Raw genomic sequence first — 22170 nt, forward strand, 5'->3', positions numbered from 1 at the left:
CTGAAATACCGTCTTCGCGAGCCAGCTCGCTCCCACAATATTTGTGTATAACGCCGAGCGTTGGAGCGATAGCTTGTGCGCGAAGCAGTCAGGCAACATGCTCCGCTTTGTAGACTTTCAGCGCTTTCAAGCGCTCGTTCTTCAGCGCATCGCCCAACTCTTTGCCCTTCAAGCCTTGTTCCAGCAGCGGTTGTACCGACACTGTTCTGGCCGCCTGTGCTGCGCCGCGTAGGTAGTCGGCCTGTGGATAACTGCGCTGTTCAAAGCCATGCCGTCCTCGTGCGTCCATCTCGCAGGCGGCAATGAACTCTTCGAACCGCTGTGGGCGGCGGTAGACGTCGAAGCTATGCAATAGCTCCAGCAAGGTCGAGGGTTTCAGTTCCAGCGCCCGGTGCCCATGGGTGTGGTACTGGCCGACCAGCAACGCCAGTTCCTGGCATTCTCTCGGCACGCGAAAGCGCTCGTTGACCGCTTTGATCAGCCGCAAGCCCGTGTGCTCGTGGGCGATGTGTCGGGGCCATTCGGACTCAGGCGTCAGCCCTTTGCCCAGATCGTGCAGCAGGCATGCCCAGCGCACGCTCAGCGGGTGTTGGTGAATGGCTGACTGCTCAAGCACGCCGAGCACATGTACGCCGGTATCGATTTCCGGGTGATGCGCAGCCGGTTGCGGCACGCCGAACAACGCTTCGACCTCGGGCATCAACTCGTTGAGCGCGCCGCAGTCATGCAGCACCTGGATGAACACCTGAGGCTGCTTTTCCATCAGTGCGCGGGAGATTTCTTTCCAGCTCCGCTCGGCGGTCAGCGCCTTGAGTTCGCCTGACTCACTGAGCTGGCGCATCAGCTCCAGAGTCTCGGGAGCGATCGTGAAACCGTAGTCGGCATAGCGTGCGGCAAACCGTGCGACGCGCAAGACCCTGAGCGGATCTTCGGCGAATGCAGGCGAAACATGTCGTAAAATTCGCGCTTCAAGATCCTGCTGGCCGTTGTACGGATCGGTCAGATTGCCGTCCTTGTCTTCGGCCATGGCATTGATGGTCAGGTCACGGCGGATCAGGTCCTGCTCAAGCGTCACCTCGGGGCTGGCGTGAAACACAAACCCGCCGTAGCCGACTCCGCTTTTACGCTCGGTGCGCGCCAGCGCGTATTCCTCGTTGGTCAGTGGATGCAAGAACACCGGAAAGTCCGTACCGACCGGGCGATAGCCCTTGATCAGCATTTCTTCAGTGCTTGCGCCCACCACTACCCAGTCGATATCAGTGACAGGTTGTCCGAGCAGGCGGTCGCGCACAGCGCCGCCAACTTTATAAATCTGCATAAAAAACCTCCGTAAGCGCGACAGGATAAACCTTGCGTTGCGCTCACGGAGGCTAAAACTGCATGAATAATGGCCTGGTCAACCTTGGGTCCAGCAACTACAGGTGTACGATCGCCATATCACGCCGGGAAAACTCACTGTCGGCATGCTCGCCTTTCGGGGGGACGTGGTGGACTTTGACCACCTCATCGCCCTGAAGGGTTTCCAGGTGGATATCAAAACCCCATAGCCGGTGCAGATGCTTGAGCACCTCGTCGGTCGAGTCACCCAAAGGTTTGCGGTTGTGCTGCTGGTGACGCAGGGTCAGCGAGCGGTCGCCGCGCCGGTCGATACTGTAAATCTGGACGTTGGGCTCACGATTGCCGAGGTTGTACTGTGCAGCAAGGATTTCGCGGATAGTCCGGTAACCGTTTTCATCGTGAATGGCCGGTACCAAAAGGTCATCTTTCTGGTCGTCGTCCATGATGCTGAACAGCTTGAGATCGCGGATAACCTTGGGCGACAGATATTGCAGGATGAAACTCTCGTCCTTGAAGCTGCTCATGGCAAACTTGATTGCCGTTAGCCAGTCAGTGCCGGCAATTTCCGGAAACCATTGCCTGTCTTCGTCGGTCGGGTGTTCGCACATTCGCCGGATGTCCTGATACATGGCAAACCCGAGCGTGTAGGGGTTTATGCCGCTGTAATAAGGACTGTCAAATCCCGGCTGATAGATAACACTGGTGTGCGACGTCAGGAACTCCATCATGAAACCGTCGGTGACCAGGCCTTCGTCATACAGGTCGTTCATCAGCGTGTAATGCCAGAACGTCGCCCAGCCTTCGTTCATCACCTGAGTCTGGCGTTGCGGGTAGAAGTATTGTGCAATCTTGCGCACGATACGCACCACTTCGCGCTGCCAGGGCTCCAGCAGCGGCGCGTGTTTCTCGATGAAATAAAGAATGTTTTCCTGCGGTTCGGCGGGGAAGCGCGCGTTGTCTTCCTTGCCGGCCTTGTCGGCGTTTTTCGGAATGGTTCGCCACAGATCGTTGATCTGCCGTTGCAGGTGCTCCTCGCGGTCCTTCTGGCGACGGCGTTCTTCTTCGGCAGAAATCGGGTAGGGACGTTTGTAACGGTCCACGCCGTAGTTCATCAGGGCGTGGCAGGAGTCGAGCAAGTCCTCTACAGCGTCTATGCCATAGCGTTCCTCGCACTGCATGATGTACTGCTTGGCGAACACCAGGTAATCGATGATGGAGCTGGCGTCAGTCCAGGTGCGGAACAGGTAATTGCCTTTGAAGAAGCTATTGTGCCCGTAGCAGGCGTGGGCAACGACCAGTGCCTGCATGCAGATGGTGTTTTCTTCCATCAGATAAGCGATGCACGGATCGGAGTTGATGACGATCTCGTAGGCCAGACCCATCTGGCCTCGCGAGTAGGATTTTTCAGTGCTGAGGAAGTGTTTACCGTAGGACCAGTGATGGTAGCCCAGTGGCATGCCCACCGAGGCATAAGCGTCCATCATTTGCTCGGCAGTGATCACTTCGATCTGGTTGGGGTAGGTGTCCAGGGCATAACGCTCGGCAATCCTGCCGATTTCCCGGTCATAGGCCCGTATCAGTTCAAACGTCCACTCTGACCCGGTGGAAAGGGGTTGGCGTTTCTGCTCTCTGGCGGTCATGACACTAACCTTCGCTGGAAGAGTTCGCGGAATACCGGATAGATATCACCGGCAGAGACCAGCTGCTGCTGGGCAAACGTATCGGCATATTCTTCACCGATGCGTTCGTATTCGTACCACAGGGCCTGATGTTCACGCGGAGTGATTTCCACGTACGTGTAGTACTGCACAAAGGGCATGATCTGTTTGGTCAGGATTTCCCGGCAGATAGGTGAGTCGTCGTTCCAGTTGTCGCCGTCCGACGCCTGGGCTGCATAGATATTCCAGTCGCTGCTCGGGTAGCGCGCAGCCATGATTTCCTGCATCAGTTTCAAGGCACTGGAAACAATGGTGCCGCCGGTTTCCCGTGAATAGAAAAACTCTTCTTCGTCCACTTCGCGGGCGCTGGTGTGGTGGCGAATGAACACAACATCGATCTTGTCGTAGTTACGCTTGAGGAACAGGTACAGCAGGATGAAAAAACGCTTGGCGATGTCTTTGGTGGCCTGGGTCATGGAGCCGGAGACGTCCATCAGGCAGAACATGACCGCTTTGGAGCTGGGGTTGGGCTGTTTGACCAGCAGGTTGTACTTGAGATCGAAGGTGTCGAGATAAGGCACGCGCCGAATGCGTGCCTTCAGGCGTTCGATTTCTCCTTCCAACTCCTGAATATCACCGAAGTTGTCGGGCTCTTCGCGCTTCATGCGCTCAAGTTCGCTGGTCGTTTCCCTGAGTTTGGCGCGGCTGCTGCCAGACAGTGCGATACGCCGTGCGTGAGCCGAGCGCAGGGTGCGGATGATGTTGATGCGAGACGGGTTGCCTTCGTTGCTGATCCCTGCGCGCACAGTCTTGAAAGTGTCGGTTCCGGTCAGGTTGCGTTTGACCAGATTGGGCAGTTCCAGGTCCTCGAACATGAATTCAAGAAACTCTTCCTGGGTGATCTGGAACGAGAACTCGTCCATGCCTTCGCCAGAGTTACCCGCCTTGCCAGGCCCTTTGCCGCCAGCGCCGCCTTGCGGGCGAGCGATATGCTCACCTGTGGTGAATTCCTTGTTGCCGGGGTGAACCACGGTCTGTTTGCCGCCACGCCCGTGATGCAACACCGGCTCGTCAATGTCGCGCCCGGGAATGCTGATCTGTTCGCCATGTTCCATGTCGGTAATGGAGCGTCGACTGACGGCTTCCTCCACTGCCTTCTTGATATGGTCACGGTAACGGCGCAGAAACCGCTGCCGGTTTACTGTGCTCTTGTTCTTGCCGTTGAGACGTCGGTCGATCACATAACTCATAGGCCCCTCCGGGGAGCTTCAAGTTGAAAGCTTCAAGCTGCAAGCGAATGCGGCGTCAGCCCTCGATTCAGGGCTTGACCGCAGTCTGCTTGCAGCCGATAGCTTGAAGCTTGCACCTGCCTTATTGCGACTTGCGCACGCGCAGATACCATTCGGATAGCAGCCGTACCTGCTTGTCCGTGTAGCCCCTCTCGACCATTCGTGTGACGAAGTCGTTGTGTTTCTGCTGATCCTCTTTGCTGGCTTTGGCATTGAAACTGATAACCGGCAGAAGGTCCTCGGTGTTGGAGAACATTTTCTTCTCGATCACCACACGCAGTTTCTCGTAACTGAGCCAGGTCGGGTTCTTGCCGTTGTTATTGGCGCGGGCACGCAGCACGAAGTTGACGATTTCGTTGCGGAAATCTTTCGGGTTACTAATGCCTGCCGGTTTCTCGATTTTCTCCAGTTCCTCGTTCAACGCCACGCGATTGAGAATTTCGCCGGTTTCCGGGTCGCGGTATTCCTGATCCTGAATCCAGAAATCCGCGTACAGCACATAGCGGTCAAAGATGTTCTGGCCGTACTCGCTGTAGGACTCCAGGTATGCGGTCTGGATTTCCTTGCCGATGAATTCAATGTAACGCGGCGCCAGATATTCCTTGATGAAACGCAGGTAGCGTTCGCGGGTCTCTGCGGGGAATTGCTCCTGTTCAATTTGCTGTTCCAGCACATAGAGCAGGTGGACCGGGTTGGCAGCGATTTCGTGAGGATCGAAGTTGAAGACCTTGGACAGGATCTTGAACGCGAAGCGCGTGGACAGGCCGTTCATGCCTTCATCCACGCCTGCGCTGTCGCGATACTCCTGAATCGACTTGGCCTTTGGATCGGTATCCTTCAGGTTCTCGCCGTCATACACGCGCATCTTCGAGTAGATGTTGGAGTTGTCCGGTTCCTTGAGGCGCGACAGGGTGGTGAATTGCGCGAGCATTTTCAGGGTGTCTGGCGCGCAATGCGCCTTGGCCAGCGAGCTGTTGAACAGCAGCTTGTCGTAAATCTTGATCTCGTCGCTGACGCGCAGGCAATACGGCACCTTCACGATGTAGATACGGTCGATGAAGGCTTCGTTGTTCTTGTTGTTGCGAAAGCTGTGCCATTCCGATTCGTTGGAGTGCGCCAGCAGAATACCGGTGAACGGAATCGCCCCCAGCCCCTCGGTACTGTTGTAGTTGCCTTCCTGAGTGGCCGTCAGCAATGGATGGAGGACCTTGATCGGCGCCTTGAACATCTCGACGAATTCCATCAGGCCCTGGTTGGCCCGGCACAGTGCGCCCGAGTAGCTGTACGCGTCGGCGTCGTTTTGCGGGAATTCTTCCAGTTTGCGGATATCGACCTTGCCGACCAGCGCGGAGATATCCTGGTTGTTCTCGTCGCCTGGCTCGGTTTTCGCGACAGCGATCTGATTGAGAACAGAAGGGTACAGCTTGACCACCTTGAACTGACTGATGTCGCCCCCGAACTCAGCCAGACGTTTGGTCGCCCAGGGCGACATGATGGTGCTCAGGTAGCGTCGCGGAATCCCGAAGTCTTCTTCAAGAATCGCACCGTCCTCACTGGCATTGAACAGGCCCAGGGGTGATTCGAAAACCGGCGAGCCCTTGATGGCGTAGAACGGGACTTTTTCGATCAGTTGCTTGAGTTTTTCAGCCAGGGACGATTTACCACCGCCCACCGGGCCGAGCAGATAGAGGATTTGTTTCTTCTCTTCCAGGCCTTGGGCGGCATGGCGGAAATACGAGACGATCTGGTCGATGCATTCTTCCATCCCGTGGAAGTCGGCAAAGGCCGGATAGCGGCGTATGACCTTGTTGGAGAAGATTCGCGACAACCGGGAATTGACGGATGTGTCCACCAGTTCAGGTTCGCCAATGGCCAGCAGCAGACGTTCTGCGGCAGAGGCATAGGCGCTGCGATCCTGTTTGCAGAGCTCAAGATACTCCTGTAACGAGAGCTCTTCCTGTCGTGTGCTTTCAAAGCGGTCTTTGAAGTGGCTGAATATACTCATGACGTCACCTCGCTCGATACGTAGAGCCGGCGGCGGATCATCAGTCGATGCTGGCAGCGTCTGAACATCCAGATGCTGTTTACCCCCCAGAACACCATAAAAGTAACTACCGATGACCCACGCGCCGGTGTACCGGCTCTCCCCTGAATACGGATGGCCTGAGGCTTAGGATAGTTCGGATTCGGAAAGATAAAGAAGGGATGCGCGAGAAGAGGGGCTGACCGTTCGTCAGATGCAGCGCGAGCCCGCGTAGAACGCGGGATCAGCTGTCATAAAAATATTTTGTATCAGCCTTGTGCGGTTTCGGCCGGGTAAGTGGTGCGCCAGAGTTCGAAACCACCGTCGACGCTGTACACGTCAGAGAAACCCTGACCCACCAGATAGGCCGCGGCTTGCTGGCTGGAGTTACCGTGGTAGCAGACCACTACCAGCGGCTTGTCCAGGTCGGCCTTGGCGATGAAGTCAGCGATCGAGTGATTATCCAGATGCCGGGAATCAGGAATGTGATTGCTTTGAAAAGCCTGCGCATCACGAACATCGACCAGTACGGCACCCTGTTCGCGTAGTGCCTGAGCCTGTTCAGGCGGGATACGTTTGAATTCGGTCATTGCTTGGGCTCCTGAGCCTGAGGTTGCTGACTGTCGGCGATACCGGGCTGCATACCGATGATGACTGGCCCGGGCGCGGCATTGCCTACAGCATCGCAATTGCACTGATGACGTTCAAGCGTATCAACGTTGAGCAGGGTCATGGCGCCGCCCCAGACACATCCGCTGTCGAGCGCAAAGACTCCGGGTTCGTCGCAACGACCTTCCAGTGCCGCCCAGTGGCCGAAAATGATCTTTACGTCTCGGGTCTTGCGGGTCGTGTGGCTGAACCAGGGCACGTAACCAGGCATCGCGGAGCCGACGCCTTCCTTGCTCTTCAGATCGAGCTTGCCGTCGCTGGTGCAGAAGCGCATGCGCGTGAAGTAGTTGGTGATGACTCGCAAGCGCGTCACGCCGGTCAGGTTACTGTCCCACTTGGCGGGTTCATTGCCGTACATGCCATCCAGAAACGCGCCATACAGCTGCTCGTCCTGAAGCGCCTGCTCAACTTCGGCGGCGCACTTGAGGGCTTTTTTCAGTGACCATTGCGGAGGGATGCCGGCATGCACCATGGCGATGTTGCGGTTTTCATCGTGGTGCATGAGTTTCTGTCGGCGCAGCCAGCCCAGCAACTCATCGCGATCCGGTGCGTCGATAATTTCGCGCAGCGTATCGCCTTTCTTCAGGCGTTCGACGTTGCGAGCGGCCGCGAGCAGGTGCAGATCATGGTTACCCAGCACGCAGACCAGCGATTCCCGGATGGTGTACAGGTAACGCAGGGTTTCCAGCGACTGGGGCCCGCGGTTGACCAGATCGCCCACCAGCCACAGTCGATCCCGGGAAGGATCGAAACTGACGTGGTCGAGCAGGCATTTCAGGGGATCAAGACAACCTTGCAGGTCGCCAACCGCGTAAACCGCCATCAGTGCAGCGAACCCGGAACCGCAAGGCGGAACGGCACGATCACGGCGTCGAAGCGTTTGCCGTCTTCGGCCAGCATCTGATAAGTGCCCTGCATGGTGCCAACCCGCGTGGTCATGACCGTGCCGCTGCTATAGGTATGGCTCTGCCCGACCTTGATCAGCGGCTGCTGACCCACTACACCTTCGCCACGGACTTCCTCGACATGGCCGTCACCATCAGTGATGACCCAGTGCCGCGACAGCAGCTTGGCAGGCAGTGTGCCGTTGTTGAGTACCGTGATGGTGTAGGCGAAAGCAAAGCGGTTCTGCTCGGGCTGCGATTGTTCTGCGAGAAAACGCGTGACGACGCTGACGTCGACCTGATAACGAGAATCGGACATGCAGTAGGCCTTGAAATCCATTGCGAAAAAACGCGCGTGTGCGGCAGATAGGACAGTCTAGGACAAGTAGACGAAAAGGTACGCCTGAATAACCGTTTACCTGTCCCGGAGCTTACTCGGTTACAACCTTTTCACTGAGCGTGTCGGCCAGGCGCACGAATGCTGCCAGGTCCAGTTGTTCAGGACGCAGGCTGCCGTCCACTCCGGAAGCGGTGATCTCATCGCTGCTGAGCAGCAATTTGAGCGTGTTGCGCAAGGTCTTGCGACGCTGGTTGAACGCCTCACGCACCACTCGCTCCAGAACACGGTGGTCCTTGGCCGGATGGGGCAGTGTTTCGTGCGGGACCAGACGAACAATGGCCGAGTCCACTTTAGGCGGCGGGTTGAACGCCCCCGGCCCGACGTTGAACAGGTGTTCGACGCGGCAATGGTACTGAACCATGATCGACAAACGGCCCCAGTCACCCCCACCAGGCCCTGCAGCCATGCGCTCGACCACTTCCTTCTGCAGCATGAAGTGCATGTCGCGAATCAGGCTGGCGTTCTGCAGCAGGTGAAAGATCAGTGGCGTGGAAATGTTGTACGGCAGATTGCCGACCACGCGCAGACTGTGTGGCTCTGCACCCAGGCTGTTGAAATCGAATTTCAGCGCATCGCCTTGATGCAGGCTGAAGTTCGGCTTGCTGGCGAACTGGCTGTTCAGGATCGGGATCAGGTCCTTATCCAACTCGACCACGTCCAGTTGGGCGCCGCTGTTGAGCAGGCCTTCAGTCAGCGCGCCCTGGCCGGGGCCGATTTCCAGCAGCCGCTCTTCGGATTTGGCCCGAATGGCACGCAGGATCTTGTCGATAACGCCTGCGTCGTGCAGGAAGTTCTGCCCGAAGCGCTTGCGCGCCCGGTGTTGGTATTGCTCGGTCATGAATGGGTCTCGGCCATCTGGTAAGCGGTTTGCAGCGCGACGCGCAGGCTGCCGGTGTCGATGTTCGCGCTACCGGCCAGATCCAGCGCTGTGCCGTGATCGACAGAGGTGCGGATAATCGGCAAGCCGAGCGTCACATTGACGGCTGCGCCGAAACCTTTGTATTTCAGCACGGGCAGGCCCTGGTCGTGGTACATCGCCAGCACCGCATCGCAGTGCTCCAGATATTTGGGGGTAAACAGAGTGTCGGCGGGCAGCGGGCCGCGTAAATCCAGGCCTTCGCTGCGCAGACGCTCCAGAGTCGGTTCAATGATGTCGATTTCTTCTCGGCCCAGATGCCCGCTTTCGCCAGCATGAGGGTTAAGGCCGCAGACCAGAATACGCGGCTGGGCGATACCGAACTTGCTGACCAGATCGGCGTGCAGAATGCGTGTCACGCGCTCCAGCCGGTCAGGCGTAATGGCATCGGCCACGTCACGCAAGGGCAGGTGAGTGGTCACCAGTGCCACACGCAGGTCGCCGGTTGCCAGCATCATCACCACCTGTTCGGTGTGGGTCAGTTCGGCAAGAAACTCGGTGTGTCCGGAAAAGGCGATGCCGCCGTCGTTGATCACACCCTTGTGTACCGGAGCGGTAATCATGCCGCTGAACAGCCCGTCGAGGCAGCCTTGCCCGGCGCGAGTCAGGGTCTGTAGCACGAAGGCGGCGTTAGCCTTGTTCAGCACGCCGGTTACGACCGGGGCTGCCAGAGGCGTATCCCAAACGTAAAGACTGCCGGCAGGCGCTGGCAGATCCGGGAAAGCGTCGGGGGTGACATCCAGCAGATCGACGGCAACGCCCAGTTGCGCAGCCCGCTCAAGAAGCAGGCTACGGCTGGTGATGGCAATCAGGGGGTAGGGCTGAGGCTGCGTGGCGAGCAGCAGGCAAAGGTCAGGGCCTATGCCGGCCGGCTCGCCGGGTGTCAGTGCGAAACGCTTGGGTTTCACTGTGCAGCCTGGGTCGCGCCAGGGAGTTTGATTTCAACGTAGGCTTCGTCACGGATCTGACGCAACCAGGTTTGCAGCTCTTCGTCGTACTTGCGGTTACGCAATACGCTCAGTGCTTGCTGCTCACGAGCCTGACCTGTTGCATCTTTGGCACGACGGCCAAGAACTTCCAGGACGTGCCAGCCGTAGGCGGTCTTGAACGGTTTGGACACTACGTCTTGCGGCGTATCGTTCATGACGGCACGGAACTCGGGAACCAGAGAGTTGGGGTCTACCCAGTTCAGGTCGCCGCCGTTAAGCGCCGAGCCCGGATCTTCCGAGAAGCTTTTGGCCAGCGTAGCGAAGTCTTCGCCATTCTGGATGCGCTCGTAGATTTTCTCTGCCAGAAGCTTGGTCGCTTCCTCGCTACGGATTTCGCTTGGCTTGATCAGGATATGACGCACATGCACTTCATCACGCATCTGTGCCTGACCCTGACCGCCGCGCTTTTCGAGCAGTTTGAGGATAATGATTCCGCCTGGCGTCCGCGCTGGAGGCGTCACGCCGCCAACAGGCATCGAGCTGAACATGTCACCGAAAGGCGGTGGCAGTTGAGCTGCCTTGCGCCAGCCCATGTCGCCACCTTCCAGTGCATTTTCGCTGGAGGAGTCGGTGGTTGCCAGTTTGGCGAAGTCCGCGCCCTGCTTCAGCTGTTCATAAATGCTCTTGGCCTTTTTTTCAGCGGCCTTGATGGCGTCCGAGGAGGCGCTGTCCGGTACTGCGATCAGGATGTTGGCCAGGTGAAACTCTTCAGACAGCTGAGCCTTGCCCTGATCGGAGGCGAGGAAGTTCTTCACTTCCTGTTCGGAGACCTGGATGCGCTCAGCCACCCGGCGCTGACGCACCCGGCTGATGATCATTTCCCGGCGAACCTGCTCGCGTGCATCCTCGTAAGACAGACCGTCGTGCGCCAACGCGGCGCGGAACTGGTCCACGCTCATGTTGTTACGCTGGGCAATGGTGCCAATCGCCTGGTTCAGTTCTTCATCGCTGACCCGAATGCCGGCCCGCTCGCCCATCTGCAATTGCAGGTTTTCCAGAATCAGACGATCCAGAACCTGCTTTTGCAGATCTTCGGCTGGCGGTACGGCAGAGCCGCGCTTGGCAATGGTTTGCTGAACTTCACGAACACGCTGGTCCATCTGGCTTTTCATGATCACGTCGTTATCGACGATGGCCACAACACTGTCCAGAGGTTGAACCGCTGCATGCACAGCACCGCTCAGCAGTAACGCGCCCAGCATCAGCGGGCGCAGACAATCAGAAAGCTTGGTCTTCACGTTCACGATAACCTTGGATGCCTTTGTCGAGGAAGCTGTCTACCTTGGCGCCAGTCACACCGCCGAGCCCCTTCAACACGATTTGTAGGAATATGCCGCGGTCGCCTTTCTCGTTCTGAGGAGCTGCCTGGCTGAACTCGTCGTAGTCGACCCAGTAGCGATTGACCAGACGCATTTTCCAGCAGCAATTGTCGTATTCGAACCCGCCGAAAGCTTCGAGGGTGCGTTGACGGTTGTAGTCATACTGCCAGCGGCTGATCACGCTCCACTGCGGCACGATCGGCCAGATAACCGAGAAGTCGTGCTGCTGGATCTTGTAGTAATCCTTCACGTAGTTCGGTGAACCCGGAGTCCCGTAGTCACCACCACCGACGATCCAGCGGCCAGTACTTTCGTCGTAACGAATCTGGTCGTTGCGATAGCGATAGCCAAGGTTGACGACCTTGTTGGGTTCGGCTTCAGGCTGGTAATGGAACATCGCGCTGCCCGAACGGGTGCTCTTGCTGTCCGGATCCCAGTTGAAGTCGGAGTTGAAGCGCCAGTCGCGGTTGAAACGGTACTCGTATTCCAGCGCGTAAGGCGAAACACGTGCCTGTGCGTCGTCGCGATCTGCGAATGAAACCCCAGGCAGTTGCACCTTGCGGTCTTCGAAATACAGCGCCTGACCGATGCTGAAGCGCTGACGTTCAAAGCCGTTGTCTTCGATCCAGCGGTTGGTGATACCCAGCGACAACTTGTTCTCGTCGCCGATGCGATCGGAACCGGTGAAGCGGTTATCACGGAACAGCGAGGCATAGTTGAACGTGCTTTCGCTGGTGTCGAACACCGGAATGTCGGTCTGGTCTTTCTCGGGAACATAGAGATAGAACAGGCGCGGTTCCAGGGTCTGGCGGTAATCCTTGCCGAACCAGTTGGTGTTGCGGTCAAAATACAGGCCGCTGTCGACGCTGAAGATCGGCACGCTGCGGCTCTGGCTGCTGTTGTACTCTTCGCCAGCCAGAAGCGAGTTCTTGCCTTGGCTGTCGAGATCCAGCGCGTACTGCGTGTAGACGTACTTGAGCTTCGGCGTCAGGAAGCCGTAGGACCAGTTCATCGGCAGGCTAACAGCTGGCGCCAGGTTCAGGCGGTCGCCATTGGCTCGGGCCAGACCTGCGATGTTGTTGTCCAGGCGGGTTTCCGAATTACCATTTTCGTCGATGAATGCGCCACTGCGCAGATCACGTTCAAAACGAACAGCCTCGGTCTGATAATCGAACTTCAGGCCGCCCGGGCTATAAGGCAGTGTGCCGTTGACCGTTAGCTGAGGCAGGCGGTTGTACGGCGTGACGTTGGCAACCGTCGCCAGCTTGTAGGCCTGAGCGTTGAGTACGGCCGAGTAGCTGTCTCCACGGTAGGTCAGGGAGCCCTGCTGATTGATGTAGTCGGTTCTCTTGACGCCGATCTGGTCGGTTTCAAGGTCCTGGAAATAGTACGGATCGCTGATGTCGGTGTAATCAACCTGTGTCAGCCAGCGCGAATCAAGCCCGCCCTTGTGCTGCCAGTTGATCATCCAGCGGGTCTTGTCGTAGTCCGACTGGAGCCTGCGATCGTCGTTTTCGTCGTTCAGGTACGCGCCACCGAACTGACCTTCGCTGCTCTTGGTCAGGTAACGGAACTCGCCTTCCATCAACAGACCGCGGTCTGCCATGTAGCGCGGGTACAACGTGGCGTCGTAATTCGGTGCCAGGTTGAAGTAGTAAGGCGTTACCAGCGTGAAGCCGTTATCACCGCCTGCCGAAATGGTCGGCGGCAGAAAGCCGGATTGACGACGGTCGTCGATCGGGAAGTAGATATACGGCGTGTAGAGTACCGGTATGTCCTTGACCCGCAGGGTAACGTTGGTCGCTGTACCAAAGCCGGTGGCCGGGTTCAGCGTGATGTTGTTGCCCTTGAGTGTCCAGGCGTTGCTGTTCGGTTCGCACGTGGTGTACGTGCCGTCCTTGAGACGGATGATCGCGTTCTCTGCACGCTTGGCGTACAGGGCGTTACCGCGAACATTCGACTTGTGCAGGACGTACTCGGCGTTGTCGACACGGGCTTCGCCGGTATCGAGCTGCAACTCTGCCTTGTCACCGACGATCAGCGCACCGTTGTCGCGCAAACGGACATTGCCGTTCAGCTCGCCACGGTTCTCGGCCTGATGCAGAGCGGCCTCCTGGGCCTCTACCTGCATGCTGCCCTGACGCATGACGACGTCACCAGCGAGTGTCGCGACCTGCGCTTCCTGTTCGTATCGTGAAGCCTTGGCTCCCACGAACATCGGCGCTTCGCTCATCTTGGTCTTGTCGTCCATGCCCGGGCGAACAGGCTCGACGTAAGCACCCGAGCAATACGGGCCGGTTTCGGCCAGTTGTGCTGCGGTAAGCTTTTCGCGAGGAACCCAATCGAGGTGGCTGTAGTCAGCACTACGCGACTTCAGACCTTTGCCCTTGGCTTCGGTGACCAGTTGCGTGCCCGCAGCCTGCCCACTCGAAGAGGTACTCTCCGATGAGACCGTACCGTTGGAACTGACCGACGCCGTGTCATGCACGGGGCGCGGAGGCAGGTCTACAGCAGCGGTATTGGATTTCGGCGCACAGTTCCAGGCACCCGAAGCAGAGACTGAGCAGTCATACTGTTCCGCGGCGACCACGAACTGAGTGGCCAGAGGTTGCATCGCCAGCAGACTGCCGGTTACGAGCAACGGAAATTTTTTACGAAACGCGGGGGATTTCAATGCCATCTTATTAGTCCGGGCTTCCTGCGCGCCATCTGCCCGCGGGGGGGCCGCACGCCTCTCGATGGGCTGAAAAAGATTCCGGATAATAAAGCATGACCCGCTTGACGGCTAGCGCCGTCGGAGACCCTTGTAATGTCAGATCAAGATATACGCCTTCAATCCTTGAAAGTTTGGCTCGATAAGCAGCTGCCAGCGTTGTTTGCAGCGCAGAATTGGGGCGCCGTGCCCCCGGCCACGTTGACTGCGGCCAGCAGTGATGCAAGTTTCCGTCGTTATTTTCGCTGGGAGGGCGCCGGTCGAACTTTTATTGTCATGGACGCCCCTCCACCGCAGGAAAACTGCAAACCGTTCGTGGATATCGCTCATTTACTGGAAAAGTCGGGCGTTAATGTTCCGAAAATTTATGCCGAAGATCTGACACAAGGCTTTTTGCTGCTCAATGACCTGGGCTGCCAGACCTATCTGGATGTGATCGACGCCGATAACGCCGATGCACTGTTCACCGACGCGATCCAGGCGCTGCTGGCCTATCAGCAATTGCCGATGGACGCGCCGCTGCCCAGCTACGACACGGCTTTGCTGCGTCGCGAGCTGGAGTTGTTCCCCGAGTGGTACGTGAAGCACCATCTGGGTATCGAAATGGACGAAGCGCAACAGGCCGACTGGCAGCAGGTTAGCGAGCTGCTGATCAACAGCGCTCTTGCTCAGCCCAAAGTACTGGTGCATCGCGACTATATGCCCCGCAACCTGATGATCAGCGAGCCGAATCCGGGTGTGCTGGACTTCCAGGATGCGGTGTACGGCCCGGTCACCTACGACGTAACCTGTCTGTTCAAGGACGCTTTCCTGAGCTGGCCGCAAGAGCGGGTCAGCGGCTGGCTCAAGACATACTGGGTTCAGGCGCGTGCCATCGGCATTCCTGTGCAGGACGATTTTGCAGCGTTTGAACGCGGCAGTGAGCTGATGGGTGTACAGCGACATCTGAAGGTCATCGGGATTTTCGCGCGTATCTGCCACCGCGATGGCAAACCGCGTTATCTGGACGATGTGCCGCGCTTCTTCGCTTATATAGAAGCGGTCTTGTCGCGACGTCCCGAGCTGGCTCAGTTGGGGCAATTGCTCACCAGCCTGCAGCACTCCGCAGAGCTCCCTGCCTGAGCGCGCAGATGGCCACTCAGGAACAATATTGACTGTGTTGAAGAGGATTGCATGAAAGCGATGATTCTCGCCGCCGGAAAAGGCGAACGAATGCGCCCGCTGACCCTGCATACGCCCAAGCCGCTGGTGCGTGTTGGCGATGTGCCGTTGATCGAGTACCACCTGAACGCGTTGCGTGCTGCCGGGTTTCACCAGTTGGTGATCAATCACGCCTGGCTGGGGCAACAGATAGAAGATCATCTGGGGGACGGCCAGCGTTTCGATCTGAGCATCCGCTACTCCCCTGAAGGCCAGCCGCTGGAGACCGGCGGTGGTATTCAACGGGCGTTGCCGCTGCTGGGGCTCGAGCCTTTTCTGGTGATCAACGGCGATATCTGGACGGACTACGATTTCAGTGCCCTGCGCGTGCCGCTCTCCGGGCTGGCGCATCTGGTGTTGGTCGACAACCCGGCACACCATCCGACTGGCGATTTCTCGTTGATCGACGGTCAGGTGCGTGACGACGATTCGGCAGGACCTCGCCTGACCTACAGCGGTATCGCCATCCTGCATCCGCGCCTGTTTGCGGAGTGCGAGCCGGGTGCGTTCAAGCTGGCGCCGTTACTGCGCGAAGCAATGCAGCAGGGACTGGTGACGGGCGAGCATTATCAAGGGCGCTGGGTGGATGTCGGCACTCATGAGCGTCTTGCAGAAGTCGAGCAATTGCTTGCGGAGACACGCTGAATGCTGTGGCCCGGCACACTGATCGGCGCAGGTATTGGTTATGCCATCGCCAGCATTCCGGGCACCATGCTCGGTGCATTGTTGGGGCAGGCAGTGGACCGGCGATTGAAACTGCAAAGCTGGGCGCAGGTGCGCGAGCGCCTTGGAGGACGTGCGGCGATTGCTCAGGACGGGCTGCTGTTTGTGCTGTTGGGGCGACTTGCCAAGAGTGAAGGGCGGGTTGTGGCCAGTCACATTCATCAGGCCCGGACCGAAATGCGCCGCCTGAACCTCAACGAAGCCGAACAGCTGCGCGCAATCAATGCATTCAAACGCGGCCGGGACGGGACTGACGGGCTGCGTAGTTACCTGCGCGGTTTGCAGCGTCAGCCGGACATGGGCGAAGACCTGTTGCGTGCCTGCTGGCGCATGGCCTGGGCCGATGGCAAGGCCTCACGTGTCGAGCGCGAGCTGATCGGTGTCTGGGGCATGTGGCTGGGCTGGTCCCAGCAGCAGGTCGAGGCGCTGGCCGCCGAATACGATCCGATGAAGCGTTCCCCGATCAGCGTTGGCGACGATTACAGGGGCGCGATGAGCCTGCTCGGTGTCAAGCCGGACACTGATCCTCTGAGCGTCAAGCGGGCTTATCGGCGCCTGCTCAGTCGTCATCACCCGGACAAGATTGCCGGTTCGGGCGCCAACGCGCAGCAGGTGCGGATAGCAACCGAGAAAACCAGCGAGTTGCATAACGCCTATCGAGTGATCAAGGCCCGGCGCGGGTTTACCTGACGCTGCACGGGGCTTGGTGCCGGGTGCCTACTTGTCTTCCTTGGGTTCTATCCAGCCGCGAATCCGCCGAAACAGCTGCTCTTGCTCAGTGTCTTCGTTGCCGACGATATTGATCAGGGCGATCTGGGTAAAGCCCGGGCCTTTGGTGCGCTTGCTGGCCTGCAACCGTGCTTTTGCGGCCAGGTCCGCCGGGTTCTTGTAAATGAAATCAGCGGTCTTGATTTTCAGCGTCGGTATCATGTCAAGCAATGACGGGGTGGCGTTGACCGGTTCGCGTGCCGCCACCATCACCAGCTTTTGCACGGTTGGGGACGGGCGTTCGCTGAGGAACCGTGTTGCCCAGTAGGCTCCGCTGCTGTGCCCGAGCAGTATCACGCTGCGTGCCTTGTTCTGCTGGGCGAAGCTGATCGCGGCTTCGATTCTCGCGAAGATGCGTTCGGCACGAGCCTTGTTACGCTCTTCGTCGGCAGCCGCTTTTGCCGTTGCAGCGCTGGCCAGCGCTTCTGCTTCCGCCGCTGGGTCCGACGTCTTTGCCGTGGCGTCTTTCGGCGCATCTTTTGCTGGGCTGGCAGGTTTTTCAGCTGCTTTGTCTTTGCCGACACTGCCTTCTGTAGCGGCATCGGGCTCGCGTGCGGCCAGCGTGTCGTCCTCGGAGTCCGGCAGGGTTATGCTCAGGCTTGACCAGCCCACATCCGGGAATTTTCGGCGCAATGGCCCGACCGTATCCGGCCAGTCCGGCGACTCTGCGTCGCCCGGCAAAATGATGACTGCGCCCTGTGGCGCGTCACTGTTCGCTGGCTTCCAGAGCGCCAGAAAGCTTTCGTCTCCGGCTTGCAGTTGCTGCTGGTCCTGAGGCGGTAACTGGCGCTCCAGAGCGATCGAGTCCTCTTGCGAACGGCTGAGCAACGGCGCGCGTTCCACCGGCGCCTCCGCAGCCGCGTCCTTGCCAGGGGCCGGGTCAGCGGCCATCGCAGGCAGTGCGCAAGGCAGCATCAATGACAAAAACAATGCAGGAAACATTGCACGAACGGTGTAGGACATCGGATATTCCAAGCCAGAAACTATCCCGGCAGCCTAATGGGTTGATCGGCTTTTGTCAGTCCTGAGCGTTAGCGGCACATGACCGTCATACGCACACATGAGAACGACACGTTGATCATTCGTCTTCTGCGCACCGGTTTTATCGGCTGCCTGGCTTTGCTCTTGATGGTCCAGATGGCGAATACACAGGCCGACGAGTCTGGAGCGCTTGCGACTGCGCAACTGAACGCGGCGCAGCTCGACTGGCTCAAGACGCATGGCCCGTTGCGGATCGGCCTGGTACTGCGTGCGCCCTACGCCCAGTTTGATCAGCGCCTGCAGCAATTGTCCGGGGCGAATGTCGACCTGATGAACGCCTTGGCGCGGACGCTGCCCGTTGAATTGTTGTGGCGAAACTTTGCTGATCAGGCCGCGCTGGAACGGGCGTTGCTCAACGGCGAAATAGACGTTGCGCCGGGTTTGATGCAAACCCCGGCAGGCCTGCGCCTGTGGCTGTTTTCCGATCCGTACCTGCGGGTGTCGCAACTGTTGATCGGCGAACGTGACGGCAGCACGGTGGTGGATCTGGAAAAACTCGACAGCCTGTCCAGAGTCGCGGTGCGTATGCCTGGCCCGACCGCCGATTATCTGCGCAGCAATTTTCCGCACCTGAACCTGCAAGGCGTGCCGCTGGAGCGCCAGGCGCTGCAATTGCTGCTCAGTCAGCAAGCGCGCTATGCCGTGGTCGATGAAGCGCAATTGAGTCGCCTGCTGCGTGAGCCTGAGTTCGCCGGGCTTGCAGTGGTTGGCGACATCGGTTTTCCGCAACTGCTGCGGGTAGCGTCACGCCGCGATGTGCCGGAACTGGCCGCAATTGTCAGTGAAGCTTTAAAAGCGGTTCCGGCGAGGGAGCTGGAACAGTTGCACGCCCGCTGGATGCCGTTGAACCCTGCGCATTTCAGCGAATCCACCAGCCTCTGGAAGAACCTGTGCATTCTGTTGCTGGTCATGCTGCTGGCCTGCTTTGCGATTGTGGTCTGGCAGCGTCGTCAGCAACAGGCGCTGGAAAAAGAGTTACTGACCGCGCGCGATAACCTTGCCCGTCGGGTCGAGAGTGAAGAGGCGTTGCGGCTGGCGCAGTTTTCCATCGATCAAAGTACCGTCGGCATTCTGTGGGTCAATTGGGAGAGTCGCGTGCGTTACGCCAATCGCGCGGCGGAGACGATGCTGGGCTATGCGCCGGGACAGGTAGTCGAGCGCCCGCTGATCGATTTCGAACCCGGTCTGCACATGGATCGCTGGCTCAGCCTGTGGAAAAACGCCCGTTCCAGCGAAGACAGCCCGCAAGTGTTCGAGACTCACTGCCTGCGCGCCGACGGCAGTTTTCTGCCCACCGATGTGTCCTTGAGTTTCCTGCGTTTTCACGAAGCGGAGTATCTGGTGGTGTTCCTCAGTGATGTCAGCGAACGGCGACGCGCCCATGATCAGTTGCGTGAATTGTCGGCGCACCTGGAAAGCGTGCGTGAAGAAGAAAAGGCGCGTATTGCTCGGGAAGTGCATGACGAGCTGGGTCAGATGCTGACCGTATTGAAGCTGGAAACGTCGATGTGCGAGCTGGCCTATGCCGATCTTGATCCAGGTTTGAGCGAGCGTCTGCACAGCATGAAGCGTCTCATCGCGCAGTTGTTCCAGCTGGTACGCGATGTCGCGACTGCCTTGCGGCCGCCGATTCTCGATGCAGGCATTGCTTCGGCCATCGAATGGCAGGCCCGCCGGTTCGAGGCGCGCACGCAGATTCCCTGTCTGGTGCAAGTGCCGGACAACCTGCCGACGCTCAGTGATGCCAAGGCAACCGGCATGTTCCGGATTCTGCAGGAGGCACTGACCAACGTCATGCGTCATGCTCAGGCGCATACCGTGGAGATCGGCCTGACGCTGGAAGACGACATCTTATGCATGACCATCGCCGATGACGGGCAAGGCTTTGTCTTCGAGTCGGGCAGGGCAGTATCGTTCGGCCTGGTGGGCATGCGCGAGCGGGTGCTGATGCTTGGCGGCAGACTTGAACTGGACAGCGAGGTCGGTGAGGGCACAACCTTGCGCGCCTACATCCCGATGGACCCCATCGCACAGGAGCGACACCCGTGATTCGTGTTTTGGTAGCCGAAGACCACGCCATCGTGCGTGAGGGGATCAAGCAGCTGATTGGGCTGGCCAGGGATCTGCAGGTCGTCGGCGAAGCCAGCAATGGCGAACAGCTGCTGGAGACCTTGCGCAATGTTGCGTGTGAAGTGGTATTGCTGGATATCTCCATGCCCGGCGTCAACGGCCTTGAAGCCATCCCGCGTATTCGTGCGCTGCCCCATCCCCCTGCGATTCTGGTGTTGTCGATGCACAACGAGGCGCAGATGGCGGCGCGCGCGCTGAAAGTCGGCGCGGCGGGTTATGCCACCAAGGACAGCGACCCGGCGTTGCTGTTGACGGCCATTCGGCGTGTGGCAGCAGGCGGACGTTATATCGACCCTGATCTGGCCGATCGGATGGTGTTCGAGGTCGGCCTCACCGATAACCGTCCTTTGCATTCGTTGTTATCGGAGCGCGAGTTCTCGGTATTCGAACGGCTGGCCCAAGGCGCCAACGTCAACGATATCGCCCAGCAACTGGCCCTGAGCAGCAAGACCATCAGCACCCACAAAGCCCGGCTAATGCAGAAAATGAAACTCAACTCCCTGGCCGACCTGGTCAAATATGCGATGGAACACAAGCTGGTCTGAGTCTGAAAACGACAATCCGGCTGACCCTCGTACCAACCCTTCACGACCCTTGCGACGCAGGGCTTCGCGACCTGCATTCCCACGCTGGAGCGTGCGGAACGAGAGGCGTGCTGAAGAATACGCTAGTGCCCATGCTCCGCGTGGGCATGCCGTTCAGGACGCTCCGCGTCCCTTTGCGATGCAGGGCGGTACAGCATCTGTTCTCAGGTCAGAGAAAGAGAGCTGCTGGCCGACATATCCAATCGCGCCATCGCTGTAGGGCAATCCCTACCCTCTGCCTTCCATCTGGCCTAGGCAATTCTCTCCCGGCCCCCGATTTGCGGGGCATTCGGGCTGCTCTAGTCTTGAGCCCACGCAGACAAAACAAAGGTGTGGGTAATGAGCGACGTCGATACAAGCGCTGGAGCGAGTGATGTTCTGGTCAGCTTTCGTGGTGTGCAGAAGAGCTACGACGGCGAAGCTCTGATCGTCAAAGACCTCAACCTGGACATTCGCAAAGGCGAGTTCCTGACCCTGCTCGGGCCTTCCGGCTCCGGCAAGACCACCAGTCTGATGATGCTGGCCGGTTTCGAAACGCCGACAGCAGGCAAAATCCTCCTCGGTGGCCGCGCCATCAACAACGTGCCGCCGCACAAACGCGATATTGGCATGGTGTTCCAGAACTACGCATTGTTTCCGCACATGACGGTCGCCGAGAACCTCGCATTCCCGCTGACGGTACGCGGCATGAGCAAGACCGACGTCGGCGAAAAGGTCAAAAAGGCGTTGGGTATGGTCCAGCTCGACAGCTTCGCGCATCGCTATCCGGCACAGTTGTCCGGTGGTCAGCAGCAGCGCGTGGCCCTGGCTCGGGCGCTGGTGTTCGAACCGCAACTGGTGCTGATGGACGAGCCGCTTGGCGCACTCGACAAGCAACTGCGCGAGCACATGCAGATGGAGATCAAGCATCTGCACCAGCGCCTCGGTGTGACCGTGGTCTATGTGACCCACGATCAGGGTGAAGCCCTGACCATGTCGGACCGGGTTGCTGTGTTCCATCAGGGCGAAATCCAGCAGATCGCGCCGCCGCGCAGTCTGTACGAAGAGCCGAAGAACACCTTCGTCGCCAACTTCATCGGTGAAAACAACCGTCTCAACGGGCGTCTGGTCAGCCAGGACGGTGATCGTTGTGTCGTCGAGCTGGAACGCGGCGAGAAGGTGCATGCGTTGGCCATCAATGTCGGCCAGTTGGGCGGCCCGGTCACCCTGTCCATTCGCCCTGAGCGTATCAACCTCAATGGCCGCAGCGAGAGTTGTGCCAATCGTTTCTCCGGTCGTGTGGCCGAGTTCATCTACCTGGGCGACCACGTTCGCGTGCGTCTGGAAGTCGCCGGCAAAACCGATTTCTTCGTTAAACAGCCGATTGCCGAACTGGACCCGTCACTGAGCGTGGGTGACGTGGTGCCGATCGGCTGGCAAGTCGAGCACGTTCGCGCGCTCGACCCCTTGCAGGAAGTGCATTGATCTACCGATAAAAGCAATAACAGAGGCGAACCGATCGCCCATCCCAATCGCTTACCAACACT

General features: G+C 58.6%; 18 protein-coding genes. 6 read left to right on the plus strand and 12 right to left on the minus strand.

Going from position 1 to position 22170, the window contains the following annotated elements; all coding sequences use genetic code 11:
- Positions 1 to 88: 88 nt before the first annotated feature.
- The 11 genes from N018_RS02550 to N018_RS02600 form a co-directional block, all read right to left on the minus strand.
- Positions 89 to 1318 (minus strand): multifunctional CCA addition/repair protein, encoded by a 1230-nt coding sequence (locus N018_RS02550; protein WP_025388778.1) that lies wholly within the window; start codon positions 1316 to 1318, stop codon positions 89 to 91.
- 97 nt (positions 1319 to 1415) lie between these two features.
- Positions 1416 to 2978 (minus strand): SpoVR family protein, encoded by a 1563-nt coding sequence (locus N018_RS02555; RefSeq protein ID WP_025388779.1) that lies wholly within the window; start codon positions 2976 to 2978, stop codon positions 1416 to 1418.
- Entirely contained in the window at positions 2975 to 4246 is a 1272-nt protein-coding gene (locus N018_RS02560) for a YeaH/YhbH family protein (protein ID WP_024644721.1), read from the minus strand. Before N018_RS02560 ends, N018_RS02555 begins: the two co-directional genes overlap by 4 nt.
- A gap of 121 nt (positions 4247 to 4367) precedes the next feature.
- Positions 4368 to 6290 (minus strand): PrkA family serine protein kinase, encoded by a 1923-nt coding sequence (locus N018_RS02565; protein ID WP_024644722.1) that lies wholly within the window; start codon positions 6288 to 6290, stop codon positions 4368 to 4370.
- 287 nt (positions 6291 to 6577) lie between these two features.
- Entirely contained in the window at positions 6578 to 6898 is a 321-nt protein-coding gene (gene glpE / locus N018_RS02570) for a thiosulfate sulfurtransferase GlpE (protein ID WP_025388780.1), read from the minus strand.
- A complete protein-coding gene (locus tag N018_RS02575; RefSeq protein WP_025388781.1) occupies positions 6895 to 7800 on the minus strand; it encodes a symmetrical bis(5'-nucleosyl)-tetraphosphatase in 906 nt (301 codons plus the stop codon). Before N018_RS02575 ends, glpE begins: the two co-directional genes overlap by 4 nt.
- Complete coding sequence (apaG, locus tag N018_RS02580) at positions 7800 to 8180, minus strand: Co2+/Mg2+ efflux protein ApaG (protein WP_024644725.1); 381 nt, start codon at positions 8178 to 8180, stop codon at positions 7800 to 7802. The genes N018_RS02575 and apaG overlap by 1 nt, the downstream gene beginning before the upstream one ends.
- A 112-nt stretch (positions 8181 to 8292) precedes the next feature.
- The gene (gene rsmA / locus N018_RS02585) at positions 8293 to 9099 is read right to left on the minus strand and encodes a 16S rRNA (adenine(1518)-N(6)/adenine(1519)-N(6))-dimethyltransferase RsmA (RefSeq protein WP_024644726.1); all 807 of its coding nucleotides are present in this window, start codon (positions 9097 to 9099) and stop codon (positions 8293 to 8295) included.
- Positions 9096 to 10085 carry a 4-hydroxythreonine-4-phosphate dehydrogenase PdxA gene (gene pdxA / locus N018_RS02590; protein ID WP_024644727.1) on the minus strand — a complete coding sequence of 330 codons (990 nt, stop codon included), beginning with the start codon at positions 10083 to 10085 and terminating at the stop codon, positions 9096 to 9098. The genes rsmA and pdxA overlap by 4 nt, the downstream gene beginning before the upstream one ends.
- A complete protein-coding gene (locus N018_RS02595) occupies positions 10082 to 11404 on the minus strand; it encodes a peptidylprolyl isomerase (RefSeq protein ID WP_025388782.1) in 1323 nt (440 codons plus the stop codon). The genes pdxA and N018_RS02595 overlap by 4 nt, the downstream gene beginning before the upstream one ends.
- Positions 11385 to 14165, minus strand: a complete 2781-nt coding sequence (locus N018_RS02600) for an LPS-assembly protein LptD (protein WP_025388783.1) — start codon at positions 14163 to 14165, stop codon at positions 11385 to 11387. The genes N018_RS02595 and N018_RS02600 overlap by 20 nt, the downstream gene beginning before the upstream one ends.
- A gap of 129 nt (positions 14166 to 14294) precedes the next feature.
- Here N018_RS02600 and N018_RS02605 point away from each other — a divergent pair, with 129 nt between their 5' ends.
- Genes N018_RS02605 through N018_RS02615 form a run of 3 tightly spaced genes read left to right on the plus strand, consistent with a single transcriptional unit; the run spans position 14295 to position 16811 of the window.
- On the plus strand, positions 14295 to 15320 hold the full coding sequence (locus N018_RS02605; protein WP_025388784.1) for an aminoglycoside phosphotransferase family protein: 1026 nt from the start codon (positions 14295 to 14297) through the stop codon (positions 15318 to 15320).
- 51 nt (positions 15321 to 15371) lie between these two features.
- Positions 15372 to 16043: an N-acetylmuramate alpha-1-phosphate uridylyltransferase MurU gene (gene murU, locus N018_RS02610; protein WP_024644731.1), complete on the plus strand. Its 672-nt coding sequence runs from the start codon at positions 15372 to 15374 to the stop codon at positions 16041 to 16043.
- Positions 16044 to 16811 carry a TerB family tellurite resistance protein gene (locus tag N018_RS02615; RefSeq protein ID WP_025388785.1) on the plus strand — a complete coding sequence of 256 codons (768 nt, stop codon included), beginning with the start codon at positions 16044 to 16046 and terminating at the stop codon, positions 16809 to 16811.
- Positions 16812 to 16838: 27 nt separating this feature from the next.
- On the opposite strand, the gene N018_RS02620 is transcribed toward N018_RS02615, so the two are convergent.
- Complete coding sequence (locus N018_RS02620) at positions 16839 to 17852, minus strand: alpha/beta hydrolase family protein (RefSeq protein WP_025388786.1); 1014 nt, start codon at positions 17850 to 17852, stop codon at positions 16839 to 16841.
- 78 nt (positions 17853 to 17930) lie between these two features.
- Here N018_RS02620 and N018_RS02625 point away from each other — a divergent pair, with 78 nt between their 5' ends.
- The 3 genes from N018_RS02625 (at position 17931) to N018_RS02635 (ending at position 22108) form a co-directional block, all read left to right on the plus strand.
- The gene (locus N018_RS02625) at positions 17931 to 19979 is read left to right on the plus strand and encodes a sensor histidine kinase (protein ID WP_025388787.1); all 2049 of its coding nucleotides are present in this window, start codon (positions 17931 to 17933) and stop codon (positions 19977 to 19979) included.
- Positions 19976 to 20605 carry a response regulator gene (locus N018_RS02630; RefSeq protein ID WP_024644735.1) on the plus strand — a complete coding sequence of 210 codons (630 nt, stop codon included), beginning with the start codon at positions 19976 to 19978 and terminating at the stop codon, positions 20603 to 20605. The genes N018_RS02625 and N018_RS02630 overlap by 4 nt, the downstream gene beginning before the upstream one ends.
- A gap of 378 nt (positions 20606 to 20983) precedes the next feature.
- Positions 20984 to 22108, plus strand: coding sequence for an ABC transporter ATP-binding protein (locus N018_RS02635; RefSeq protein WP_025388788.1), 1125 nt, complete (start codon positions 20984 to 20986; stop codon positions 22106 to 22108).
- The last annotated feature ends 62 nt before the right edge of the window (positions 22109 to 22170 follow it).

The sequence above is a fragment of the Pseudomonas syringae CC1557 genome, from assembly GCF_000452705.1.
GTDB classification, from domain to species: Bacteria; Pseudomonadota; Gammaproteobacteria; order Pseudomonadales; family Pseudomonadaceae; genus Aquipseudomonas; species Aquipseudomonas syringae_F.

Bases quoted from the DNA above. Each gene is read 5' to 3' on its own strand.
- N018_RS02550 (WP_025388778.1), bottom strand. From the start codon at position 1,318: ATGCAGATTTATAAAGTTGGCGGCGCTGTGCGCGACCGCCTGCTCGGA.
- N018_RS02555 (WP_025388779.1), bottom strand. From the start codon at position 2,978: ATGACCGCCAGAGAGCAGAAACGCCAACCCCTTTCCACCGGGTCAGAG.
- N018_RS02560 (WP_024644721.1), bottom strand. From the start codon at position 4,246: ATGAGTTATGTGATCGACCGACGTCTCAACGGCAAGAACAAGAGCACA.
- N018_RS02565 (WP_024644722.1), bottom strand. From the start codon at position 6,290: ATGAGTATATTCAGCCACTTCAAAGACCGCTTTGAAAGCACACGACAG.
- glpE (WP_025388780.1), bottom strand. From the start codon at position 6,898: ATGACCGAATTCAAACGTATCCCGCCTGAACAGGCTCAGGCACTACGC.
- N018_RS02575 (WP_025388781.1), bottom strand. From the start codon at position 7,800: ATGGCGGTTTACGCGGTTGGCGACCTGCAAGGTTGTCTTGATCCCCTG.
- apaG (WP_024644725.1), bottom strand. From the start codon at position 8,180: ATGTCCGATTCTCGTTATCAGGTCGACGTCAGCGTCGTCACGCGTTTT.
- rsmA (WP_024644726.1), bottom strand. From the start codon at position 9,099: ATGACCGAGCAATACCAACACCGGGCGCGCAAGCGCTTCGGGCAGAAC.
- N018_RS02600 (WP_025388783.1), bottom strand. From the start codon at position 14,165: ATGGCATTGAAATCCCCCGCGTTTCGTAAAAAATTTCCGTTGCTCGTA.
- N018_RS02605 (WP_025388784.1), top strand. From the start codon at position 14,295: ATGTCAGATCAAGATATACGCCTTCAATCCTTGAAAGTTTGGCTCGAT.
- murU (WP_024644731.1), top strand. From the start codon at position 15,372: ATGAAAGCGATGATTCTCGCCGCCGGAAAAGGCGAACGAATGCGCCCG.
- N018_RS02615 (WP_025388785.1), top strand. From the start codon at position 16,044: ATGCTGTGGCCCGGCACACTGATCGGCGCAGGTATTGGTTATGCCATC.
- N018_RS02620 (WP_025388786.1), bottom strand. From the start codon at position 17,852: ATGTCCTACACCGTTCGTGCAATGTTTCCTGCATTGTTTTTGTCATTG.
- N018_RS02625 (WP_025388787.1), top strand. From the start codon at position 17,931: ATGACCGTCATACGCACACATGAGAACGACACGTTGATCATTCGTCTT.
- N018_RS02635 (WP_025388788.1), top strand. From the start codon at position 20,984: ATGAGCGACGTCGATACAAGCGCTGGAGCGAGTGATGTTCTGGTCAGC.